Genomic DNA, 22,403 nt, shown 5'->3' with positions numbered 1-22,403 from the left:
GAAATGCATTATGAAAAATACAATCTTTATCAGTATAGCCAGTTACCGGGATTCCGAATTAATCCCGACACTGAAGAATATGGTTGAAAACTCCGCCAGTCCGGAGAAATTATTTATCTCTGTATGCTGGCAGGATGAAAAATGTGATTTTTCTGTTTTTACTGATACAGGTGCAACAGAAAAAAACTATTCTGAAAGTAATCCGGATGTTATCCGTCTGAATTATCAGGGGGCAACAATCAATGTTCACTTTGTACAATATTATCAGGCTCAGGGCGCATGCTGGGCCAGAAACTGCTGTGAACAATACTATACCGATGAAGACTATTTTCTTCAGATAGATTCTCACTGTCGTTTTATTCCGGACTGGGATAGCAGACTGATTGAATACTATCTGTCTTTGAAAAATGATTTCAGAAAACCAATTATATCCGGCTATCCGCCTGCGTATACCCCGGCGACAGAAGATAAAGAAGAAGTCCGTCATGAGACCTTTGCCAGAATGGTATTTAATCAGTTTAATGACGGTGACATTCCTTCCTTTAATCCGATCGCATTCCTTGATAATAAACAGTATACCCGGGGATGTTTTTTAGCCGGTGGTTTTACTTTTTCTGCGGGTCAGTTTGTACTTGATGTCCCCAATGACCCGCAGATATTTTTCCTCGGGGAAGAAATATCAATGTCCGCAAGAGCATTTACTCACGGCTATGATGTTATCTATCCCAACAAAATATTTTTGTATCATTTTTACAGCCGCTCTGGTTGTGACCGAATCTGGGGAGACCATACCCAGGAGAAAAAAGAAAAAAAAGTGGTTGAAAAAAGCTGGTTTGAACGGGATCAATTATCAAAAGAGCGGGTTCGTCAGGTATTAGGTATTCAGCATTCTGATGATATCACCCTCGGGAAATACAGTTTAGGTACAGAGCGGACACTGGAAGAATATGAATACTTAACCGGTATAATGTTCAGTGAACAACTGATAGTCAAAGAACTGCTGAATAATACTAAACCGTGTTATTTTGATTATATTCCGGAATCACGGGAAGCATGGATAGCTCAGTTATACAGTGACTACTACCAGACGATTAAAATTAACAAATCTGAATTAAGCGCAAATGACGATAATATTGATTACTGGTCATTAGGTATTTTTACCGAAGACAATCAGCTTATTGCCATGCAACGACTGACATCCGAAGAGTTAACCAGGCAGGAATCCGGTGATGATCAAAATATCTATCAGTTCGAAATAAAACTGAAAGATAAAACCCACCTTGTTCCTAAAAAACTCCGGCTGGCACCTTTCTTTACAGAGTGCGGCTGGGGAGAAACCGTGGAGAAAGTATGGTAAACAGTCAGGATGTCTTCAATAAGATAATGTGTATTGATTCACTTATTGATTTGGAGGCAATTATCCCCTCTTTATCAGAATTACAACTGAACTTATCTACATCGGTTCAGCAGTTCCGTGATTGTCTGGAACTGGAAGATCCTTATTTTACACATTCTGAGAACTTCTGCCGGCTGCTCTGTATTTATCTGGATAAAATCATCCTCAAATACACCGACAGCCAGCAGCTCTCCTGGGCGCCTTATTTACTGGAAAATTATTTCTACGGTTTTGATCGGGAACCTTTTGATGTTGCGGAACAACTGACACTTTTTTCTGATGTAAAACGCAACGCGGTTTTTTTACCGGCTTATCAGATGGCGCTGCGGTTGTCCGGATTAGCGGAATATAAAACCGTACTGAAACCGGTTATTCCGTTATTTGAAAAACGGCTGCCTGTACTGCCGGCCGCTGAACCAGTGGCACTACCGGTACCTGAAACACCGCCGGCACCGGAATATCCGGCACCGGTAACCTACCGGACAGTCAATATGCCGCTTATTTTTGCCGCAGAGATCCTTTGCCTGATATCGATTCTGATTTTTACCGGGCTCTATATTCGTGACACACTGGATACCCTGATTTAAATGAAAAATTTTGCCACTGTAAAAAAATGGCTGATTATTTTATTCAGTCTTCTTGCTCTCACGCAGGCAGGGCTCGCTGTTTATGATAAAGCGCATCTGTTTATCTGGCTGAGCGGATTGTGTATCGTACTGTTTATCATCGCGGTTCTTTTTGCTGTCCGTCTCAGAGAACATTCAGAGGTGGTGATTCATGATGACAACGACGCAGATACCACAACGGCACCGGAAATTGTCTTTATTCTCGGGCCCTATGCCAAAGCCTGGTTCAGCCGGCAGGATGAGGCTGACACGCTCCGGTTTGATAACCGGATTATCTGGATGCTGATAAACAAGCCTGAGGATATTCACAAACAGGTTGCGGCTATCAGTCAGAAACACCGCCATTATCAGATTAGTGCTGTCTTCCCGGTATTACCGGATGGTAATGATTCCGATGCCCTTTTGCTGAATAAATTGACGGGCTGGAAAAATTCCTTTTCCCGCAGTCAGTTTGAACAGCAAATTCCCTGCACGTTAATCATTTATTCACGCCTGAGCAGCCAGCGGTTTGCCCATGATCCGGATAACGCGATCTGGATCGGACAATTTAATCTTTATGATACTCAGTCAAAACCATTCCGTGATGAGATCATCGTACTGCGCAAAGAACTGAATACGGTTTACCGGCGGCCCCATCCGGTTGCCGCACAGCACCGTAATGCACTGGCACTGTCCACACTGAACTGGCTGGATGAAGCCGGCCTGATGGCAGAAATAGAATCCCTGTTTTCTGAAAGCGTCCTCAGCTTTACCAATCTGATGTTTTCTGATTATGGAAACGGCCCGACACGCCATGGTGCCTGGTCTCGCTGGGTTCAGAAAAAATTTGCACTGCTGCCGCTGATATCGTCTTATCTCACGCTTCCGCCATTACCGGTAAATATCGGGGAACCACCGCCGCAGATCAAAAAACAGATGATTGAAATGACGCCGGTTCCTTATAAAAAACAGCACTATTTATTGCTGCTTATTCCGGTACTGATTGCCGGAGTAATAACAGGAAGCCTGCTCTGGTCACTCGAGTTTAATATTCAGCGTAATGCAATAGTTAATGACCTTGTCAGTAAATTTGAGGCCACACCACCCAATGCATTACAACAGCGTGTTGCTATTATTCAGCAGATGAAAAAATTATCCGCTGCTATTTCTCAGCATGAAAAACCGCATTTCTTTATCATGGAATTAACGTCTCCTGCTCTTTTTATCAATAAACTGGATAAATCAATTACAGAGTTTTCCCGTAGCCCGCTCTATGTGGCCCATGATAAAAATATTGTCTTTGACACCGGTAGTTCACAGTTAAAAAAAGAAAGCACAGAATATCTGATGCCGTTATTAACGTTTATCAAACAAAATCCGGATGTGAAAATTTTAATTGAAGGTTATACCGATAATACCGGCAATGACAAAATTAACATTAATTTATCACTGAACCGGGCTGAGCAGGTAAAACACTGGTTACAGGAATCCTCCGGATTTCCTGATACCCATTTTGTTACCCGCGGCTTAGGTTCCCAAAATCCGGTTGCAGATAATGATTCTCAGGATGGCAGAGAAAAAAATCGCCGTGTTGAAATCAAAATTTATCAGGAAAATCAGTAATTACATATTTTGAGGATTATTATTTATGAGTAAAAATAACGAGTACATGATTCCTGAAGGCAGTTTTATCACATCAACGCCTGACCTTGACAATACGATTAATATTCTGATTTATCGTGATCCTACGCTGAATGAGTATAATATTATCGTTCACCGTGCCTTTTTAGCTGAAGATGAAACTGTTGAAGAATTTTGTGAAAATGAAGTGACTAATTTTACCCGTGATTTACCCGGTTTCCAGGAAGAAGGTAAAATGATTACCCATGAACTGGGTCCGATGAAAATGAAAGTTGTTCAGATTGCCAACAGCTATCTGAAAGAGGGTGAACGTATGCAGCAGGTACAGTCTATGATTAAACTGCCATATCATAAAGATACCAACCCGAACAACAATCGCCTGATTATTTTTACTCTGAACCGTACCGGTGAGTTTACCGAGTATCAGCGCAAGCATTATGTTCGTGTATTAAACAGCTTTACACCAAATTCAACTTTTGGATTATTAGGCTGATTTATCTCCCCTATTACAAAAATAGGGGAGTATTTTTTCTCTGCAGTAATAACTCGGCGATAACAATTCAGCGACAATTACATTTCATCCAGCGTTCTGGTAAATGAAGTTGTACGATCGGTTATTATATTTTCAATATCACTCTGATCGACTAACTGATATCCCACACACGGATAAGCTGCATACCAATTATCTTCTTTCATTAGCGAATTCCAGTGAAGATCCAGACTACATTTATGTCTGGGTACATCAGCACTCAGTTCTTCTGCCGATTTAATGAATACATTTCTCAGTGTCTGATAGTAGTGCTGATTAACAATATAACTGTTCGTTAAATATGAAAAGTAAAGACGATAAAAGCAGCCATGCTCCTGCTTAAGCTGAAAGTAACTTCCAGATAATAATCCTGCATCCCATGATGAAAATGTCAGGCTGCTGAAAAAATAATTTATCCTGTCCAGTGATTCATCATCATCATTGAAAATCATATCATCTTCCAGAACAAGAACATTATTCCAGTTGTTTCCTTTCGCCATTATCATAACACCGATATGAGAAAGTGCACATCCCAATGCACCATTCGTATTTTCCACTGCTTGAAAGCGGATGATTTTATCCTGCGGCACACCTATTTTCTTCAGCTGAAATTCAATACTTTCCCGGCGGTCAGTTCTTTTCGTCAGGTTAATATAGACAACTTTATCAACAAAACTCCAGTTAATTTTAATCATTAGATTGTCCTGATATTATATTAAATAATAATTATAGCGTCCTTGTTTCAGCTTAGATAATATGCTCCGGATAAGGATTTTTCATATTATTCCACAGAGTAGATGTCATTTTCAGAGGATAAATCTGTTATTTCCGGCATAAAAAACCGCCCGAAAACGGGCGGCTGAATAAGATGACAATAAATATATCAGTCCGATTATTTTTTGTTTTTAAAATCAATAACCATGCGACCGGTAAATTTACCCTGCTCCATCTCTTCAAAGATAGTGTTGATATCTTCGAGCGGACGCATTGCCACTTTCGGCACAACTTTCCCTTCCGCGCCGAAACGGAAAGCTTCCTTCAGATCTTCACGGGTGCCCACCAGCGAGCCGACGACTTCAATGCCGTCCAGTACCAGACGCGGAATACTCAGATCCATCGTTTCGACAGGCAGACCTACCGCCACAACACGGCCGGCAGCGCGGACGCCGGCAACCGCAGAGTTAAATGCGGATTTGGCTACTGCGGTTACCACGGCAGCATGTGCCCCCCCCAGTTCTTTCTGAATGATCTCATCGACATTATCTGTCTTCGGATTCAGGGTCAGATCAGCGCCCATCTCTTTTGCCAGCGCCAGTTGTTTATCGTTAACATCAATAGCGATCACCTTGGCATTAAAGACATTTTTGGCGTACTGCAGCGCCAGGTTTCCTAATCCGCCAAGGCCGTAAATCGCCAGCCACTGGCCCGGTTTGATTCCGGAAACTTTAATCGCTTTATAGGTGGTGACACCGGCGCAGGTAATGCTGCTCGCTGCGGCTGAATCCAGACCATCCGGCACTTTTACCGCATAATCGGCAGTAACGATACACTCTTCGGCCATACCGCCATCCACGGTATAACCGGCATTTTTCACTTCACGGCAAAATGTTTCTTTGCCGCTGTTGCAGTATTCACAATGGCCGCAGCCACGGAAGAACCATGCAACGCTGGCACGATCACCAACTTTCAGCGAAGTGACACCTTCAGCTATCTCCGTTACCACCCCGATACCTTCATGTCCGAGGATCACACCGGATACATCACCGAAATCAGCGTTTTTCACATGCAGGTCAGTGTGACACACACCGCAGCATTCCATTTTCAGCAGGGCTTCCCCATATTTCAGCGGGCGTAATGTTTTCTCTTTGATTTCTACGGTCTTATTTTTTGCGACAACAGCTGCTTTCATAGTTAACCTCAATAACGGAATAACAGAAAAGTTATGTTCAGTTCAGTAACATAACGACCATTAGCCCTTTTATTTTAGCGTGAAATACGAAATGATACTGCACATTGAATGCCAATGATTATGACTACCATTAATAAGAAATATTGTATTCGACGGAATATCCGTCATTATCTGTTACTGACGCGATACCGGATACTGAGGTGCAGGCAGCGGCTCCCGGGGTTCATTTTCTATCGTGCCGAACCGGATATCTCCGTTGTTCCAGTCACTGACTGCCTGCTGCAGTGTCTGTGTGTCATAACCAACAAAATTCCACCACATCATAATTCTTTCCTGTACCGGTGTTCCGCCCAGTAACAGCAGCCGTGTCCCTTTCATCAGCGTCAGTGTGACGGAAGACAGTCCCTCACCGGCATATACCAGTTCATTGACGGAATAGTCCTCATCACAGTATGTCAGGCGCCCTTCCAGCACAAAAATGCCATATTCAAAATCCGGCCGGGTATTCAATGTGGTTGTCGTTTCCTGCTGAGCCTGCAAATCCATACCGATCAGCGGAGAAAAATGCAGAACCGGCGAACGGCGGTCATCATATTCGCCGGTCAGTAATGTGAAACTGATCTGGTCGTGATGCCAGACAGGTAACTCCGGATAATGGTCAAAACGCGGTGCAACCATACTGTCCGCAGGCGGTAAGGCAATCCAGAGCTGAGCGGCATGCAGGCGGGCATTTTTGCCGGCGGAATCCTCAGTATGTGTGATACCGCGCCCTGCAGTCATCAGATTAACCTGGCCGGGACGGATAATCTGTTCCGATCCGAGGCTGTCCCGGTGCAACACTTCACCCTCCAGCATCCAGGTGAAGGTCTGTAAACCGATATGCGGATGCGGCCCGACTTTCATGCCGTCATCCCCTTCAAAAACCGCCGGACCGGCATGATCCAGAAAACACCATGCACCTATCTGACGGCGCTCTTTTACCGGCAGTACCCGGGATACCGGTACGCCACCGACATCTTTAATTCTCGCGCTGATGCGCCGGGGTAAGACTGCGTTTTTGTCTGTCATGCTGCCTCCTGCCTTATCAGTGAGTGGACACCGTCAGCACCGCGGACGGCGGTCTTAAGGTATTCAGTATACTGAGAAAGCGCCCCGTGTCACGGTGTCCGGCAACAGGATTAACGCATCCGTCACCATCCGCGGAAAGATATAAATAATAAGCGACAGACAACGAAACAGGTAAAAATTCTATTTTTCCGGACTTAATAAAGCGATGTTTTCAAACGTAACTCTTTGCAAACGCAGCTATCTGCAAATTAACGATTAAAAACAGCCGTTATTATAAGATGAATAGCATTTATATTTTACCATTCATCTTATAGCGACCTGCTGAAGCAACGTATCATAATGCAACAGCTTTAATTATCTTCCGCAGTAATGTTTTGCTGCATTATAACTATCTGTATCAGGGAATACCGTCAGTTTTTCAACTTTACCGATATCTTTATGGCTGGTATCCAGTTTGCGGGAGTAAATAATACTATCATTCATTATGTACACTCTGGAAAGCCGGTGGCCGGAAAAATTCAGGCAGTCCAGTGACCAGGTTTCAACAATCCTGTTAAAAAACATGCCATTCGGTTTTCCTTTATCTGACATTTCCACTTTTTTATCGCCATTCATCTGTATCATAAATGAAAATGTAACATTGAGTTTACTATCAATCTTCGGATTTTCTCTGGTGAAAAAAAGACTGTATTCCTCTTTTTGATCATGAATACCGGAATCGACCCATTCTGTCTGTGCAACAATGATAATATCATCGCCATCCTCCGGTTGTGATGTTACAACCGGACTGACCTGCACCGCGGTATTGACAGCTCCCGGCACTGATTTAAGAAATTTCTCTGCTGATGAAAAAAAACTGATCGCTGACAATGATAACAAAACCATACCATTCAGCATTATATTACTTGCTCTTTTCATAAGTGTTAACATCCCTGTTTGTTATTTATTATTTCATCCGTAAATAAAAGTTTATTATTAACACATCCGGATATGACAAATAAAATAAATTCCAAAAATTAGGATAAACACCCGGAAATATCATAATAGTTATAATCTGATCGATAATAAAAACCCCTATGTGGCAATTATTATCTCCGGTTATATCGGTAACAGATTTATTTACTCTTTTTCCCGTCCAGGGAAATAACCCTGTCCGCTGACTCAATGGTCGATTCACGGTGAGCGATTATAATCCGGGTGATCGGCAACTGGCTGATCGCCTGGTTGACGTAAGATTCACTCTCTTTATCCAGCGCACTGGTCGCCTCATCCATAAACAGGATACGCGGCCTGCGGTACAGCGCCCTGGCGATAAATATCCGCTGTTTCTGCCCGCCGGAAAGCCCTTCACCCAGTTCACCGATCAGCGTTTCATATCCCATCGGCATCGATGTAATCACGTCGTGAATATAGCTGGCCTGTGCACAGGCTATCATTAACTCCTCGTCGGGATTTTCGGTGAATCCGCAGATGTTCTCGCGGATCGAGCCGGAAAACAGTTTGTCATCCTGCATCACGCAGGCGATCATTTTATGGTAGTTATTGACCCCGAGCTGGCGGATATCGATGTTATCAATAAACACTTTGCCGTCAGAAGGTTCAAACAAACCGCACAGCACTTTCATCAGTGTGGTTTTCCCCGAACCGGACGGCCCGGTGATCGCCACACTTTCACCGGGCGCGACCGACAGATTAATATCATGGAAAATCGGTGCGGACTGGCTGTCATAGCTGTACGCCAGACTGCGGGTTTCCAGCCCGGCGGCCTGCATCTGCGGCTCGTACGGCACATCCGGCTTTTTATTTTCCTGCTCATTCAGAGCGATATCAGAAATACGCTCGTTATGCAGGCTCATGATCCGCAGTTGCAGCAGGAACTCAATGATGGAGGCCGCGCGGCCGGAAAACTGCTCGCGGTAGGCACTGAACGCAACAAACATCCCGAGGGTCATGGTGTTATCGATCACCATGGTGGCACCGATCCACAGAATAACTACCTGATCGCAGGCCATAATAAAAGTATTCACCCCGCCGAACATCAGGTTCAGTTTGGTCAGGCGGATGCCGGTGTTGATGGAATCCACTTTCAGATTCAGCCAGTGATTACCCCGGCGCTCGCTCATGCCCTGGGTTTTTACCGTGGTGATCCCGTAAAGGGATTCCATAAAGTACGACCCGGCGCGCGCCTCTTTAATCAGCGACTCTTCCGACAGCTGGCGGTAATAGCCGTACGTTGCCAGCCGCAGGCCGATATACACCGCGGTAAAGGCCAGCACAATCCAGGTAAGACTGCCGCCGTAAAGGATCATCATGATAAACACGCCGATCAGCATGATGCCGTCCATGATTGCCCCGACCACGCTGGTGGTAAAGGTGGTCCGCAGGATATCGAGCGAGCCGAAACGGGACTGAATGTCCCCGAGTTTACGCCGCTCAAAGTAGCTGAGCGGCAGACGCAGCAGATGCGTGAACAATCCGGACTGCCACTGGACGTTGATCAGCGTTTCCATCACCAGGCTCGCCCAGGCACGGCACATACTCACGGCCGCTTTCAGCAGAATAAAGAACAGCAGCCCGATACAAATCAGGGACAACAGCCCCTGATCCCCGGCGGGGATCGCGTGGTCCATTACCAGCTGGGTACCGACCGGCATAATCAGCCCGATGGCCTCAATCACCACCGAAAACGCGAAGATTTTCAGCAGGGCTTGTTTCAGCCCGTGAATATTACCGATAAGCTTGCGCAGGCTGAGTTTTTTCACCACCTCCTGTTTGGTGAAGGTGCTGCCGGGCCAGGCTTCCAGGGCCACGCCGGTGAAATTGCGCGACATCTCCTCAATGCCGGCCACCCGGCGGCCGTATGCCGGGTCGTGCAGAATAAATTTATTACCGCTGATTTTGACCAGTACCAGGAAGTGATTGAAATTCCAGTGTAAAATACAGGGAAGCCGCAGATTCGGCAGATCATCCATATCCAGCGACAGGGCGCGGGTGGTCATCCCCAGCTCCGACGCCATGCCGGTCAGTCCGGTCAGTGTCGCGCCGCGGGCCGAGAGATTGAACTTCTGACGCAGGGAAATCAGATCAATACTTTTACCGTAATGCGCGGAGATCATCGCAAGGCTGGCGAGGCCGCACTCGGATGACTCGGTCTGGTGAATAACCGGAATGCGTCTGTGCAGGCTGAGGTCGAGCTTTTCCAGCAGGTTTTTTAAGGATAAACGGCGCATACGGCCTCCCGGTCAGATAACAGAATCCGTTCTGTCATGGTGTGTCTGCTCCTGCCGGCCCGGAGGCACTCTGCTTCATGTTATAAAACGGCGAGACCATCCACTGATAGATTTTGCGCTTTTCCAGAAACAGACTGGTATTGGCTTTCATACCGTTTTGCAGGCTGAGTTCACGGCCGTCATACGCAATCTTTTGTTTTTCCGGGCGAACAATGACTTTGTAGTATGGGATGGACTGCGGCATCTGACTGACTTTTGGTGCACCGGCGTAGGTCATCATTTCCTGCGGTGAGGCCGGGGTTTTGGAAATCATCTGAATGGAGGCGGCGAACTGGCCGAATTTTTCCGCCGGGAACGCCTCATAGCGGATATTCACGGCATCACCGATGTTCAGATAAGGGAGTGCATCATTGGGTACCCAAAGCACCAGCCAGTACTGACTGATATTTTCCGGCAGGATCTGGAGCAGGGTATCCCCCGGATTAACCATCTGCCCGACCGTCACGCTGAGGGAGTCCACACGGCCGTCAGTCAGGGCACGGACAATAATTCCGCTGCCGGCTTCGTTGGCCACCTGTTCTTTCATCAGTTCGGATTGCTGTAATTCCAGCTGATAAATCCGGTTATCAAATTCCGCAGATTGAGTCAGAATCTGACTTTCCAGTAACGTCACCTGCAAAATATTCTGCTCATTCTGGCCGCTTAATCCCAGCAGGCTGTTTTGCTGGGAATAGTAAAGTGCGGCCTGATTCATCCACTGATCTTTATTTATCAGACCTCTTTCCCGGTAGTGGTGATAATTATCCATATTCAGTTTCATAATACGGATACCTTCCTGTGCCCGCTCAATAATACCGGCAGAGCGTAACTGTGCCTGTGCATAAAGCGATTTTTGTTTTTCAAGCGAGGTCAGTGTGGTGTATTTGTTCTCTCTGAGGCGGATGATCATGTCGCGGATATGCTGTAACTGATGTTCAATTTCACGGCGCTGATTATCACTGACCACACCGCTGTCAGTCGCTTTACTGGTATCAATACTGTAAACCGGTTCTCCCTTGCGGATAACCTGCCCTTCAGTCACATATTGCCGGGTAATAAACCCCTGTACACCGGCAAATACAATGACAGCCCGCGGATTTGTGGTGATTTCCCCTGTCACACTGACCCGGCGTGTATAACTGCCGGATAAGATAAAGACCAGAAAAGCAGTTAAAAACAGGACACTGCATAATAGGATCAGCCACAGCGGAATACCGGGTAACAATAACGCCTTACCCCGCCACTTCATTTTTCTGTTATCAAGTGCAGCTTTGCGGAACACAATAAACCCTGCCTGCGGTTATCCGGTGAAATAAAAGGCAGACAGTATCAGGGAAAAAATAAAAAAAAGGGAATTCATAAAATAATGAATTCCCATAAAATAAAGTATTGACATCAGGAATACGGTGATTCCGTATTAATCAGCCCAGGATTTTTTTAAATAATCCGCCAACACCAGGTAATAATGTTAAGCCAGTTTCGATTGTGCCACCAACTTTACCGCCAATCTGAGAACCCAGGTTCTTACCTAAATCCGGGTATTTTTGCCCGATATTCATCTGGGCAAGCAGAGGTACTTTTACATTCACAAATGAAACGAATGCACGGAATGTAGCATCACCAACTTTGCCGCCGACACTGGTCAGGCTATCTTTGATAAAACCGGCACCTGAAACTGCTTCAATTTCCTGAATACTTAACTCTTTCATAGTAGACTTTCCTTTCATTATTAGTTATTCCATCCGAGCACCTCAGAAGAATATTTATTTTATATGAATTAACACCCGACAATGAATAGGTAAAATAACGTAACAAAAACAAATTCGCATTATTAACGATGTGATAACACCATCCGGTTATATATTGAAATTTATCTTATTTATCATACTGTTGAGTTGTTAATATATTTTCATTATCACTAAAAAGGAACACACGTACTAGGTATTAATAGTATCTTTTATGCTACAATAGTACCTGATACAGTTAAATTTTAATCACGGTTATGCTCCCGATATATTTCAGCTATCAAGGTAAAGAAAGGAGTTGTAATAAAACAAGCCATATCATGACGCAGGAATAATAAAAATATCTTAACTAACGGGGAGTGGCGTAATTATTTTCGGATTCAGATTAAATACAGAGTATTCTTATGATTAACAGCGATAATATTAATGATCCTCCGCTATCACACCAGCAGAGGATCATCACTGAGACAGATTACTTTCTCAGATTAATTATTTACAGATAGTACCGAGATCAATTACACGACCCAATGTTTTTTCAATAAGACCACCGACAACAGAACCCACCTGACCACCGACATCTTTTCCCAGATCAGGAACAAAGTCTTTCAGGCTTACTTTTCCGATAACAGGAAGATCAACTTTCAGAAATGGTGAGAGCAGCCCGAAACCCAAATCGCCCAGTTTTTCACCAATGCCGGTGAGTGTATCCTGGATACAACCTGCGCCGGAAACTAATTCAATTTCTGTATGATTTAATTCTTTCATTATCAATCCTTTTAATAATCAATGGTTTTATTTGAATAATAAAAAATTCACAATGACATTATTTCTAAATTATTTATTATTCAGGATATATCCTACTGATTTTTTTAAAGACCAGATAATTCAATGTTTATTCCGGGGATATCAAAAAAACAATAATAATGGTAAGACAGGAATGAACTCTGTCTTCCTGCCTTACCTTATAGCTGATATTATTTATTGCTGAGAACGCATGTCCATGATCATTTTACCGTCATAGTCTGCACCCACAACAATATTAGGGACTTCACCTTTATATTTCTCCGCTTTGATTTGTTCAATTTCAAGCTGTTTCCAGTTAATCATTTCGCGGGTGATTGTCTGCTGCAGTACAGTGTTAGCTTCAGATTCTTTCTGAGCCGCATATAAACGGGCATCAGCCTCCTGACGCAGGGCATAAGAGCTCGCCTGGGCATTACGTTCACGGGCAAGCGCCTGCTGCTCTGCTGACTCACGCTCAGCCTGTGCGATTACGACTTTTTTCTGTGCCAGTTCACGCTCTTTTTCAGCTTCTGCTTTTGCCTGGTTTATCTGCTCCTGGCGCATTTTGGTATTCACAACCTGCTCCTGAACCACTTCCGGCAGCGTAATATCCTGGATCATAATTTCTTTAATCGTATAACCGTACGGTGAAGCGTAACCCTGAATGGCATCACGGATAGAATCCTGTAATTTCCGCTGTGTATCTGCGGTATACAGATCCTGGGCGTTGGCAACATCTTTCCCGAACTCCAGAATCGTGGAAATCAGTTTCTGGCGGACATATTTATCCAGCGCTTCACTTTCTGTACCACCATTAATACGGAGAACCGGCGCTTTGGCGCCATCAAACTGAAGCATCACTGTAATATCAACGATAGATTTCAGTTTATCCTGCGATGGTACACGTAACTCTTTCAGTGACACACGGATATCTTTTGTCGAGTACGTATCGAATGTCATAAAAGGGTTAATCGGGAAATGCAACCCGGCATCATATGCCACCGGATTAACCTTACCTAAAAAAGTCCCGACTTTTACTGAACCATCCTGAACAATAGTGTATGAATTAAAGGTAATTATTCCTGCAAACAGGAGAATAACAGCAACAATAATTAATTTGACCACTGACTTCAGTTTCACCGGATTTACTGCCTGCATCATTTGCATGTCCCATCCCTATAAGATAATTCTTAGTTAATATTGTTTTTTATAAATACTGTCTTTTTCATCGTTCACTTTCATCTTTCATCTTTCATCGCTATTATTCATAAAATACTGCTGATGAGCAAATTCCGGTATGTATGTCCGAATTTTCTTTAACCGGCAAAGAATCAGAAGAAAATAATACCTGTGACCATTACCTGTAATATGAATAAAAATACAGAGATTATTCTGTCACATCAGTCCGCCGTGATAATACACCTTTCGCTAACTGATTATAATTAGTAGTATGGGAGAGCACGTAATAGTGCTAACTTTGCAAGTCCGGACATCTGCCGGAAGGAATCCGGCAGATGTTCTTTTATATAAAAAAGCCCCCGGAACGGAGGCAAAGGACTTTCGTCAACAAGATTCAGTATTATATTGCGGATAATGCAATATTAATTATTCACATCCACCACCACACGGCCGCGGATTTCACCGTTCAGTAAACGCTGTGCTGCCGGAATCGCTTCATTTAACGGAATAACCCGGCTGATGGTTTCCAGCTGCGCCGGATCTGTCAGTTCTGCCAGCTGTTTCCATGCCGCCACACGGTCTGCCTGCGGACGCATCACACTGTCAATCCCTATCAGACTCACACCTCTGAGGATGAACGGTGCAACAGTACCGTTAAAATCCATCCCCTGTGCCAGACCGCATGCCGCCACAACACCGCCGTACTGCGTACCGGCACAGACACCGGCCAGAGTATGGCTTCCCACGCTGTCAACCGCAGCCGCCCAGCGCTCTTTGGTCAGTGGTTTACCCGGTGCGGATAACTCGCTGCGATCCATAATTTCGGATGCACCCAGCGTATCGATCAGGTACGCGGTATCTGTAGTGCGGCCGGTGGATGCGATAACGTCAAAACCTAATTTTGACAGCAGAGAAACCGCAAAGCTGCCCACACCGCCGCTGGCGCCGGTGACCAGAACTTTACCGGATTCTTTGGTGATCCCCTGCTTCAGCAGAGCCTGAACCGCCAGCATAGCGGTATAACCGGCTGTCCCGATCATCATTGCCTGTTTTGTGCTCATTCCGGCCGGTAACGGCGTCAGCCAGCTGTCTTTCACTTTTGCCATTTGTGACAAACCGCCCCAGTATTTTTCACCGACGCTCCAGCCGTTAAGCAGTACTTTATCGCCTGCTTTATAATGCTCAGAGCTGCTTTCAGTGACAGTACCGGCAAAATCAATACCCGGAACCATAGGGAAACTGCGGACCACCGGGCTTTTACCGGTGATCGCCAGACCATCTTTATAGTTCAGCGTGGAGTAATCAATCTGAACCGTCACATTGTGTTCCGGCAGTTGTGATTCATCGAGCTGAGCCAGTTTGGCGGTATAGCCGTCGGTGTTCTCAATCAGAATACAGTTAAACATGGTGTTATCCTTTTATGAATATAGACCAGATGTCTACTTAATTGTAAAAAAATTTATTAAATACGCACCAGGGTGTTAACGGCGGTGATATTTAATAAATTATTCTGCAACATTCCCCGGGGCTGTTATGTTTTATCCGCCAGTATCTGCGTCATAAAAACAGTGATAAACAGATCCAGTGGTTCACTGTTACGCGTCAGTTTGGCTCGCATTACCGCACCTTCCCAGCCCGTCCAGAAAAAAGCGGCCATCTGCCTGCAATCTGTTTTTCCGGAAATAAGCTGCTGTTTCTGTGCTTCCAGAAGACAGATTTCCACTTTTTTTTGCCAGCCGGTAATAATGTTATCGAGTATTTCGCAATACCCGGCCGGCAGGCTGGCAACCTCCTGACCGAGATTTCCCACCAGGCACCCGCGCTGCCAGTGATATTTTTCCATTCCGGCTTTGGCCGTCCGGTAAAATAACCGCAGTCGTTCCGGTGGCGGCAGCGTGGTATCAGACAGGCATTTATCCAGAAGGCGGGAAAAGTAGCTGTCGTAATTACGCATAATTTCCAGACCAAACTGCTCTTTACTGTCAAAGTAATAGTAAAAAGAGCCCTTCGGCACACCAACTTTTTTCAGGATACCGTTGATATCCGAAGTCATATAGCCTTTTTCGGTAAACATCTCCATGCCACTGCGGATCAGCATTTGTTTTACATCTGCACCCGCATCATGATTTTTCGGCGGCCGTCCCCGTTTTGGTTTTATGATTTCTGATGTCATCGCGTCTTTACCTCTGTCATACGAAACAATATAGACCGGTTGTCTTGTAAATGCCATATCTTTTTCCGGGTGCCACGGAGCCAGAATTTTACCGACCTGCTCTTTGGTATCCTGCGACTGACCGGCAATCATGTTGTACATGGCCTCTGCCTGCCGGGCCCGACAGGGTTTTCTGTGATCCGCACATTGGACTCATGCCCCTCTGCTCAGGCGGCCAAATTTATTAAACCACGACAGAAATCAATAGCGGACTGTCATCACGATAAGCCGGCAATACGGGAGACAGAGGCGCATTGCATTTCCGGAGCTGATTATTAAGCACCACCTGACAACTGTATAATTATACAGCTCAATGGGAGCCAGATATCAAAAAGGAATTATCATGACTCAAGTAACAAAGGAAGCATGTTGTGAGAACGGGCAGACAGTTATTAAGATTATCGTGAATAACTGTTGCAAGTGCTGCTGCAAATGTGAGGAACCGGAAAAGCCGAAACCAACGTGTCCGCCAGTAACGCCGAAACCGACATGCCCGCCTGTGACTGTATGTCCGCCCGAGCCAACATGTCCGGTGACAACCCCGTGCGTAACAACACCAACAGTGACGACACCAGACCCAACAACACCAACAGTGACGACACCGTCATTTACCGTACCCGTGGTGACAACACCAACGCCAACAACTCCGCCATTAACTACACCAGTTATAACAACAGATCCTTGATTCAAAAACGTATATTAAGAAAACAACGCCTCGCTAAATAGCGGGGCTTTTTATATCTGATTTCTCATAGCCTTAGATAGTACGCACTATATCGACAGGGAGGATGACCCACATCCTGACCACCGGGAACAAACCGGTCGTGACCAGGCAACGCAGGTAACGTGGAGTCTGATGAACAGGTTCACTTTTTTATAAGGTTTACACCATGACCACTGCCGTAGTTTTACCCGGGTTCAATTTTCAGAAAATGGTACCGGCCTCTGATAGACAGGTATTCACAACCGGCAGGAAGATTGCTGACTATTTTGGAAAAACCATAAAAACGTGCTGAGGAAAATAAAGCAAACAATCAGCGATTGTCCTGATAAATTTGCAGAGACCAATATTTAGTTCATTAATTACATTGATAAAAATAGCGGTATTCAGCCAATGTATAAGTTATCGAAAGATGGCTATATGCTTCTGGTAATGAGTTTTACCGGCAAGAACGAAAGGCGGACTTTTTTGGGATAGACAGAAGTTGAGTACGAAAGATGGGCTTGGTCACAAAAAGATAAAGATACCCGTTAAAACACCCGTGCTTTTATTATTGATAGTAACTGTGCGGGTAATTCTTTGTTTTATATGGTACGCCCTACAGGATTCGAACCTGTGACCTACGGCTTAGAAGGCCGTTGCTCTATCCAGCTGAGCTAAGGGCGCGCTGAGGAAAAAAACAGCGGGTTAACTGCTTGATGCACCGTGGATTATACGGCTGAGGAGCGGCGAGTCAATCAGAAAATAAGTTATCTTCGGCAGTAACTTTCCGCCACCTCAATAAAACATAACTGACAGACGGAAAATGTTCTGACAGAATAGTGCCCATCTTTTATCTGTTTTATGGATTTTTACACGATGTCAGCAAAAATTATAGACGGGAAAACGATTGCGTCGACCATCCGTGCCGAAGTTGCCGCAAAAGTTCAGCAACGGATTGCTAACGGAAAACGTGCTCCCGGTCTCGCCGTTATCCTGGTCGGTGAGAACCCCGCATCTCAGATTTATGTCGCCAGCAAACGCCGTTCCTGTGAAGAAGTCGGATTTATTTCACGTTCTTATGACCTCCCCGATACCACCAGCGAAGCCGAACTCCTCCATCTCATTGATAAACTGAATAACGATAATACTATCGACGGGATACTCGTTCAGCTTCCGCTGCCAGCCGGTATTGATAATGTCAAAGTCATTGAGCGTATTCATCCGGATAAAGACGTAGACGGTTTTCATCCTTATAATATCGGCCGCCTGTGCCAGCGTGCGCCAAATCTGCGCCCGTGCACACCGCGCGGTATTGTGACGCTGCTTGAGCGCTGCAATATCAATACATTTGGTCTGAATGCTGTGATTGTCGGCGCATCCAATATTGTCGGCCGTCCGATGAGTCTGGAGCTGCTGCTGGCCGGTTGCACCACGACGGTCACTCACCGCTTTACCACAAATCTGCGTCATCATGTCGAAAATGCGGATCTGCTGATTGTGGCTGTCGGGAAACCCGGTTTTATTCCGGGCGAGTGGATCAAACCCGGCGCGATCGTTATCGATGTGGGTATTAACCGCCTGGAAAACGGCAAAGTGGTCGGTGATGTGAATTTTGCCGAAGCCGCCGAACGCGCAGAGTGGATCACCCCGGTACCGGGTGGTGTCGGCCCTATGACGGTTGCCACACTGATTCAGAATACATTACAGGCCTGCGAAGAATTTCACGATAAGGACGAATAACCATGGATATTTTTAATCTCGACGGGCACCCGCATGTTGAACTGTGTGACCTGCTCAAAATTCAGGGCTGGGCAGACAGCGGCGCTGCCGCCAAACAGTTTATCGCTGATGGTCAGGTGACTGTTGACGGTGAAACAGAAACCCGCAAACGCGGCAAAATCACTGCCGGTAAAGTGGTGGAATTTGCCGGTCAGCAGGTAAAAGTGGCTGAATAATATCAATTTGTGAATAAACCAGAGCATCGACTCTGGTTTTTTTATCCGCATAATAAAAGAGCCGCAAAAAATGGAAACACAAAAATTCAGGCCTGTGCAAATTGCGCTGCACTGGTTTATTTTTCTGCTTGTGATTGTCGTTTATATCAGTGGTCTGTTACGGGATTCTGCTGATGAGCCGCTGCGGAGTATCTTGTCCGGGTTGCATTACAGCTGCGGTATCTCTGTCGGTATACTGATGATTGTCCGGCTGGCGGTCAGAATAAAGCATCGCGCACCGGCTATTATCCCCAAACCGTCCCCGGTGATCACCGGATTATCTCATCTGGTGCATCTGATGATCTTTGTGATATTTATTCTGTTACCGGTGCTCGGTTTCAGTATTAAATATCTGAACGGTTATGACTGGTCATTATTTGGTATTCCGATGCCGGTATCTGCCACACCGGATGAAGATCTCGCGTACAGCATACAGAATATTCATGAGATCATTGCTAATACCGGTTATTTTATTATCGGCCTGCATGCTGCAGCCGCACTGGCACATCACTATTTCTGGAAAGATAATACCCTGCTGCGCATGATGCCGCGTAAACGGCACTGATTATCCGCCGCTGAAATATAAAACGCCCGGCAGTCATAACCGGGCGTTTTTAATACTGAAGAACGGTATCTGTATAATTTGTTAACGGTATTTTTTGTGGTATTCACCGCGGGTGACTTTAAATTGTTCAGTCATCGCTTTTGCTTCCTGAATTTTACCCTCTCCCGCCAGTTTCAGTGCCTCGTCGATTTGTCCGGTCAGAACATCATAACCGTGATGGTAATCCTTCACTTCTGCGCTGTCCGCCGCTTTACCTTTCAGTTTGGCGGGTAATTCCTCTTTGGCACTCTGTGCCGCAGCACGCATTTCTGTCAGCGCATCTTTCAGCGCTGCCGCGTCATCTGTTTTTTCAACAATCTGTAAATTTGCGTTCAGCGTTTTCATATTATCTGACAATCCGGCGGCTGACGCCGTGACTGTACCAAACGCACAAACGGAAACGAGCAATACCGCTAACATATTTTTACTCATCAGATGCTTCCTTTATTTTTTTAATAAAAATACGACAAGAAACTCACGTATAAAATCAGCTACGCTGACAGAATAGCTGATAATTTGCGGTTATACCTGCACCGTAAGAATAAAACGAAATAAAAAAGCCCGGCAATAAATCATGCCGGGCTTTTCAGTCAGAATGTAATAATGATTACTTACGGCGCCAGGTGGTGCCCTGCGGGCCATCTTCCAGCACAATACCCATATCGGTTAAGGCATCACGGGCCGCATCAGCCTGCGCCCATTCCTTTGAGGCACGGGCATCGTTACGCTGTTTGATCAGTGCTTCGATTTTTGCTGTATCTTCATCACTTTCGCTCTGCGCACCGCTTTGCAGGAACTGCTCAGGGTCCTGAGTCAGCAGACCCAGCACTCCCGCCAGCTGGCGCAGTTGTGCCGCCAGGCCGTTTGCTGCGGTCATATCTTCCTGTTTCAGGCGGTTCAGTTCACGCGCCATATCAAACAGCACAGAATAAGCTTCCGGGGTGTTGAAATCATCATCCATCGCATCGCGGAAACGGCTGGCGAATTCCTCATTAACCACCACTGCCGCGTCTTTATCTGTGCCGCGCAGAGCAGTATAAAAACGCTCCAGCGCTGTACGCGCCTGCTTCAGGTTCTCTTCCGTGTAGTTAAGCTGACTGCGGTAATGTGCGGACAGCAGGAAGTAACGCACTGTTTCCGGGTCGTAATAACCCAGCACATCGCGGATGGTGAAGAAGTTATTGAGGGATTTCGACATCTTCTCTTTATCGACCATCACCATACCGGAGTGCATCCAGTAATTCACATACGGGCCGTCGTGGGCACAGGTTGACTGCGCGATTTCGTTTTCATGGTGCGGGAACATCAGGTCAGAACCGCCGCCGTGAATATCAAAATGCGTACCCAGCTGTTTGCTGTTCATCGCAGAACACTCGATGTGCCAGCCCGGACGGCCTGCGCCCCACGGCGATTCCCATGACGGCTCACCCGGCTTGGACATTTTCCACAACACGAAATCCATCGGGTTGCGTTTTACATCCGCCACCTCAACACGTGCACCGGCCTGGAGCTGTTCCAGATCCTGACGTGACAGCAGGCCGTACTCCGGATCACTGCTGATATCAAACATCACATCACCGTTATCCGCCACATAGGCATGATCGCGGTCGAGCAGTAACTGCGTGATCTCAATAATTTCTTTGATGTGATGCGTGGCACGCGGCTCTGAATCCGGGCGCATCAGGTTCATGGCATCGAAATCGCGGTGCATCTCCGCCACCATGCGATCCACCAGCTGATCACAGGTTTCGTGGTTTTCATTCGCCCGTTTGATAATTTTGTCGTCCACATCCGTGATGTTGCGGATATAGTTCACATCATACCCGGCGTGACGCAGATAGCGCACAATGGTGTCAAACGCAACAAATGTCCGCCCGTGTCCGATATGACACAGGTCGTAAACAGTGATACCACACACGTACATCCCGATTTTACCGGGGTTAATGGGCTTAAATTCCTCTTTTTGTCTTGATAAGGTGTTATAAATTTTCAGCATAGGACTATTCCATTAAAAGTCTGTACGTGTTGATGGTGACTTATGTTAATTAATTGATAATAAATACTTTATTTTTTATATCTGTCTGCGGGGATCATAATCTGAGACAGGTCAGGTTATTGAAACGCGAATACCCTGCAAATGCAAGAAAGACCCTGTAAAACCCGGTGATTATAACAAATACTGACGCAGATTAGTGAGTATGATATAACACACCCCGGAGATAAAAACGGCAGATTATTGCCTTTATAATATAAGCAGCAGGAAATTATTATGGTAACTTTTCATACAAATCATGGTGATATCGTCATTAAGATGTTCGCGGACAAAGCACCGGAAACGGTCGCAAACTTCCTGAGATATTGTGAAGACGGTTTCTACAATAACACCATTTTCCATCGTGTTATCAATGATTTCATGGTCCAGGGCGGTGGTTTTGAGCCGGGCATGAAGCAGAAGCCAACCCTCGGTATGATTAAAAACGAAGCCAACAACGGTCTGAAAAATAACCGCGGCACCCTGGCGATGGCCCGTACCAACGACCCGCATTCCGCCACTGCACAGTTTTTCATCAACGTTGTTGACAACGACTACCTGAACTTCCGTTCAGAAACACCAAGTGGCTGGGGCTACTGTGTGTTTGCTGAAGTGGCTGAAGGTATGGATGTTGTGGACAAAATCAAAGCAGTCAAAACCGGCAACAGCGGTATGCACCAGGATGTGCCGCGCGAAGATGTGATCATCGAAAGCGTGACTGTTTCTGAGTAAGT

Annotated in this window: 21 protein-coding genes and 1 tRNA gene; 8 read left to right on the top strand and 14 right to left on the bottom strand. The window is 45.7% G+C overall.

The annotated features are described in order from the left end of the window. Nucleotides 1-10: 10 nt before the first annotated feature. From AAZR23_RS11700 to AAZR23_RS11685, 4 genes are read left to right on the top strand one after another with little or no spacing between them, the layout of a single operon-like run. On the top strand, nucleotides 11-1,357 hold the full coding sequence (locus AAZR23_RS11700; protein ID WP_434692726.1) for a GlcNAc-transferase family protein: 1,347 nt from the start codon (nucleotides 11-13) through the stop codon (nucleotides 1,355-1,357). Beyond that, nucleotides 1,351-1,983, top strand: coding sequence for a hypothetical protein (locus AAZR23_RS11695; protein ID WP_434692724.1), 633 nt, complete (start codon nucleotides 1,351-1,353; stop codon nucleotides 1,981-1,983). The genes AAZR23_RS11700 and AAZR23_RS11695 overlap by 7 nt, the downstream gene beginning before the upstream one ends. Further along, the gene (locus AAZR23_RS11690) at nucleotides 1,984-3,624 is read left to right on the top strand and encodes an OmpA family protein (protein ID WP_434692723.1); all 1,641 of its coding nucleotides are present in this window, start codon (nucleotides 1,984-1,986) and stop codon (nucleotides 3,622-3,624) included. Nucleotides 3,625-3,649: 25 nt separating this feature from the next. Then, nucleotides 3,650-4,135 carry a DcrB-related protein gene (locus AAZR23_RS11685; protein ID WP_046893932.1) on the top strand — a complete coding sequence of 162 codons (486 nt, stop codon included), beginning with the start codon at nucleotides 3,650-3,652 and terminating at the stop codon, nucleotides 4,133-4,135. Between the two features lie 77 nt (nucleotides 4,136-4,212). On the opposite strand, the gene AAZR23_RS11680 is transcribed toward AAZR23_RS11685, so the two are convergent. The 12 genes from AAZR23_RS11680 to AAZR23_RS11625 all read right to left on the bottom strand — a co-directional run bounded on the left by AAZR23_RS11680 (nucleotide 4,213) and on the right by AAZR23_RS11625 (nucleotide 17,723). Continuing rightward, the gene (locus AAZR23_RS11680; RefSeq protein WP_434692721.1) at nucleotides 4,213-4,866 is read right to left on the bottom strand and encodes a glycosyltransferase family 25 protein; all 654 of its coding nucleotides are present in this window, start codon (nucleotides 4,864-4,866) and stop codon (nucleotides 4,213-4,215) included. A gap of 197 nt (nucleotides 4,867-5,063) precedes the next feature. Continuing rightward, complete coding sequence (gene adhP / locus AAZR23_RS11675) at nucleotides 5,064-6,080, bottom strand: alcohol dehydrogenase AdhP (RefSeq protein ID WP_166708428.1); 1,017 nt, start codon at nucleotides 6,078-6,080, stop codon at nucleotides 5,064-5,066. Between the two features lie 174 nt (nucleotides 6,081-6,254). Beyond that, nucleotides 6,255-7,148 (bottom strand): pirin family protein, encoded by an 894-nt coding sequence (locus AAZR23_RS11670; RefSeq protein WP_434692719.1) that lies wholly within the window; start codon nucleotides 7,146-7,148, stop codon nucleotides 6,255-6,257. 354 nt (nucleotides 7,149-7,502) lie between these two features. Beyond that, a complete protein-coding gene (locus AAZR23_RS11665; protein WP_434692717.1) occupies nucleotides 7,503-8,066 on the bottom strand; it encodes a hypothetical protein in 564 nt (187 codons plus the stop codon). 197 nt (nucleotides 8,067-8,263) lie between these two features. Beyond that, nucleotides 8,264-10,378, bottom strand: coding sequence for a peptidase domain-containing ABC transporter (locus AAZR23_RS11660; RefSeq protein ID WP_434692714.1), 2,115 nt, complete (start codon nucleotides 10,376-10,378; stop codon nucleotides 8,264-8,266). Between the two features lie 34 nt (nucleotides 10,379-10,412). Beyond that, nucleotides 10,413-11,699 carry an HlyD family secretion protein gene (locus tag AAZR23_RS11655; RefSeq protein ID WP_434692712.1) on the bottom strand — a complete coding sequence of 429 codons (1,287 nt, stop codon included), beginning with the start codon at nucleotides 11,697-11,699 and terminating at the stop codon, nucleotides 10,413-10,415. A gap of 139 nt (nucleotides 11,700-11,838) precedes the next feature. Further along, nucleotides 11,839-12,126 (bottom strand): hypothetical protein, encoded by a 288-nt coding sequence (locus tag AAZR23_RS11650; protein WP_166708433.1) that lies wholly within the window; start codon nucleotides 12,124-12,126, stop codon nucleotides 11,839-11,841. A 525-nt stretch (nucleotides 12,127-12,651) separates the two neighbouring features. After that, nucleotides 12,652-12,927 (bottom strand): hypothetical protein, encoded by a 276-nt coding sequence (locus AAZR23_RS11645; RefSeq protein WP_434692710.1) that lies wholly within the window; start codon nucleotides 12,925-12,927, stop codon nucleotides 12,652-12,654. 213 nt (nucleotides 12,928-13,140) lie between these two features. After that, nucleotides 13,141-14,112, bottom strand: a complete 972-nt coding sequence (locus AAZR23_RS11640) for an SPFH domain-containing protein (protein WP_046893218.1) — start codon at nucleotides 14,110-14,112, stop codon at nucleotides 13,141-13,143. A gap of 434 nt (nucleotides 14,113-14,546) precedes the next feature. After that, complete coding sequence (gene acuI, locus AAZR23_RS11635) at nucleotides 14,547-15,530, bottom strand: acrylyl-CoA reductase (NADPH) (protein WP_166708435.1); 984 nt, start codon at nucleotides 15,528-15,530, stop codon at nucleotides 14,547-14,549. A 125-nt stretch (nucleotides 15,531-15,655) separates the two neighbouring features. Continuing rightward, entirely contained in the window at nucleotides 15,656-16,297 is a 642-nt protein-coding gene (gene acuR / locus AAZR23_RS11630; RefSeq protein WP_434692868.1) for an acrylate utilization transcriptional regulator AcuR, read from the bottom strand. 1,349 nt (nucleotides 16,298-17,646) lie between these two features. Further along, a tRNA-Arg gene (locus tag AAZR23_RS11625) sits at nucleotides 17,647-17,723 on the bottom strand. A gap of 192 nt (nucleotides 17,724-17,915) precedes the next feature. Between AAZR23_RS11625 and folD the strand changes: the two genes are divergently transcribed. From folD to cybB, 3 genes are all read left to right on the top strand, one after another. Continuing rightward, a complete protein-coding gene (gene folD, locus AAZR23_RS11620) occupies nucleotides 17,916-18,779 on the top strand; it encodes a bifunctional methylenetetrahydrofolate dehydrogenase/methenyltetrahydrofolate cyclohydrolase FolD (RefSeq protein WP_046893234.1) in 864 nt (287 codons plus the stop codon). Between the two features lie 2 nt (nucleotides 18,780-18,781). Continuing rightward, the gene (gene ybcJ / locus AAZR23_RS11615; RefSeq protein WP_046893216.1) at nucleotides 18,782-18,994 is read left to right on the top strand and encodes a ribosome-associated protein YbcJ; all 213 of its coding nucleotides are present in this window, start codon (nucleotides 18,782-18,784) and stop codon (nucleotides 18,992-18,994) included. A gap of 70 nt (nucleotides 18,995-19,064) precedes the next feature. Further along, the gene (gene cybB / locus AAZR23_RS11610) at nucleotides 19,065-19,598 is read left to right on the top strand and encodes a cytochrome b561 (protein ID WP_218426570.1); all 534 of its coding nucleotides are present in this window, start codon (nucleotides 19,065-19,067) and stop codon (nucleotides 19,596-19,598) included. Nucleotides 19,599-19,679: 81 nt separating this feature from the next. Here cybB and cybC read toward each other — a convergent pair whose 3' ends face one another. After that, nucleotides 19,680-20,069, bottom strand: a complete 390-nt coding sequence (cybC, locus tag AAZR23_RS11605; RefSeq protein ID WP_434692707.1) for a cytochrome b562 — start codon at nucleotides 20,067-20,069, stop codon at nucleotides 19,680-19,682. 175 nt (nucleotides 20,070-20,244) lie between these two features. Continuing rightward, nucleotides 20,245-21,633, bottom strand: coding sequence for a cysteine--tRNA ligase (gene cysS, locus AAZR23_RS11600; protein WP_434692704.1), 1,389 nt, complete (start codon nucleotides 21,631-21,633; stop codon nucleotides 20,245-20,247). 273 nt (nucleotides 21,634-21,906) lie between these two features. On the opposite strand from cysS, the gene ppiB reads away from it, so the two are divergent. Beyond that, entirely contained in the window at nucleotides 21,907-22,401 is a 495-nt protein-coding gene (gene ppiB, locus AAZR23_RS11595; RefSeq protein WP_434692701.1) for a peptidylprolyl isomerase B, read from the top strand. Nucleotides 22,402-22,403 lie beyond the last annotated feature (2 nt).

This window comes from Morganella sp. Je.2.23 (assembly GCF_051129855.1).
In the GTDB taxonomy this organism is placed as follows: domain Bacteria; phylum Pseudomonadota; class Gammaproteobacteria; order Enterobacterales; family Enterobacteriaceae; genus Morganella; species Morganella sibonii.
The sequence above is the reverse complement of the archived record's forward strand: the minus strand, read 5'-3'. Positions and strand labels throughout refer to the sequence as shown.

What these genes read in the sequence shown, in the direction of transcription:
- adhP (WP_166708428.1), bottom strand. Translation starts at nt 6,080, where the DNA reads ATGAAAGCAGCTGTTGTCGCAAAAAATAAGACCGTAGAAATCAAAGAG.
- AAZR23_RS11695 (WP_434692724.1), top strand. Translation starts at nt 1,351, where the DNA reads ATGGTAAACAGTCAGGATGTCTTCAATAAGATAATGTGTATTGATTCA.
- folD (WP_046893234.1), top strand. Translation starts at nt 17,916, where the DNA reads ATGTCAGCAAAAATTATAGACGGGAAAACGATTGCGTCGACCATCCGT.
- cybB (WP_218426570.1), top strand. Translation starts at nt 19,065, where the DNA reads ATGGAAACACAAAAATTCAGGCCTGTGCAAATTGCGCTGCACTGGTTT.
- AAZR23_RS11685 (WP_046893932.1), top strand. Translation starts at nt 3,650, where the DNA reads ATGAGTAAAAATAACGAGTACATGATTCCTGAAGGCAGTTTTATCACA.
- AAZR23_RS11660 (WP_434692714.1), bottom strand. Translation starts at nt 10,378, where the DNA reads ATGCGCCGTTTATCCTTAAAAAACCTGCTGGAAAAGCTCGACCTCAGC.
- AAZR23_RS11645 (WP_434692710.1), bottom strand. Translation starts at nt 12,927, where the DNA reads ATGAAAGAATTAAATCATACAGAAATTGAATTAGTTTCCGGCGCAGGT.
- ybcJ (WP_046893216.1), top strand. Translation starts at nt 18,782, where the DNA reads ATGGATATTTTTAATCTCGACGGGCACCCGCATGTTGAACTGTGTGAC.
- acuR (WP_434692868.1), bottom strand. Translation starts at nt 16,297, where the DNA reads ATGACATCAGAAATCATAAAACCAAAACGGGGACGGCCGCCGAAAAAT.
- AAZR23_RS11680 (WP_434692721.1), bottom strand. Translation starts at nt 4,866, where the DNA reads ATGATTAAAATTAACTGGAGTTTTGTTGATAAAGTTGTCTATATTAAC.
- AAZR23_RS11665 (WP_434692717.1), bottom strand. Translation starts at nt 8,066, where the DNA reads ATGAAAAGAGCAAGTAATATAATGCTGAATGGTATGGTTTTGTTATCA.
- acuI (WP_166708435.1), bottom strand. Translation starts at nt 15,530, where the DNA reads ATGTTTAACTGTATTCTGATTGAGAACACCGACGGCTATACCGCCAAA.
- AAZR23_RS11640 (WP_046893218.1), bottom strand. Translation starts at nt 14,112, where the DNA reads ATGCAAATGATGCAGGCAGTAAATCCGGTGAAACTGAAGTCAGTGGTC.
- AAZR23_RS11670 (WP_434692719.1), bottom strand. Translation starts at nt 7,148, where the DNA reads ATGACAGACAAAAACGCAGTCTTACCCCGGCGCATCAGCGCGAGAATT.
- AAZR23_RS11690 (WP_434692723.1), top strand. Translation starts at nt 1,984, where the DNA reads ATGAAAAATTTTGCCACTGTAAAAAAATGGCTGATTATTTTATTCAGT.
- ppiB (WP_434692701.1), top strand. Translation starts at nt 21,907, where the DNA reads ATGGTAACTTTTCATACAAATCATGGTGATATCGTCATTAAGATGTTC.
- cysS (WP_434692704.1), bottom strand. Translation starts at nt 21,633, where the DNA reads ATGCTGAAAATTTATAACACCTTATCAAGACAAAAAGAGGAATTTAAG.
- cybC (WP_434692707.1), bottom strand. Translation starts at nt 20,069, where the DNA reads ATGAGTAAAAATATGTTAGCGGTATTGCTCGTTTCCGTTTGTGCGTTT.
- AAZR23_RS11650 (WP_166708433.1), bottom strand. Translation starts at nt 12,126, where the DNA reads ATGAAAGAGTTAAGTATTCAGGAAATTGAAGCAGTTTCAGGTGCCGGT.
- AAZR23_RS11700 (WP_434692726.1), top strand. Translation starts at nt 11, where the DNA reads ATGAAAAATACAATCTTTATCAGTATAGCCAGTTACCGGGATTCCGAA.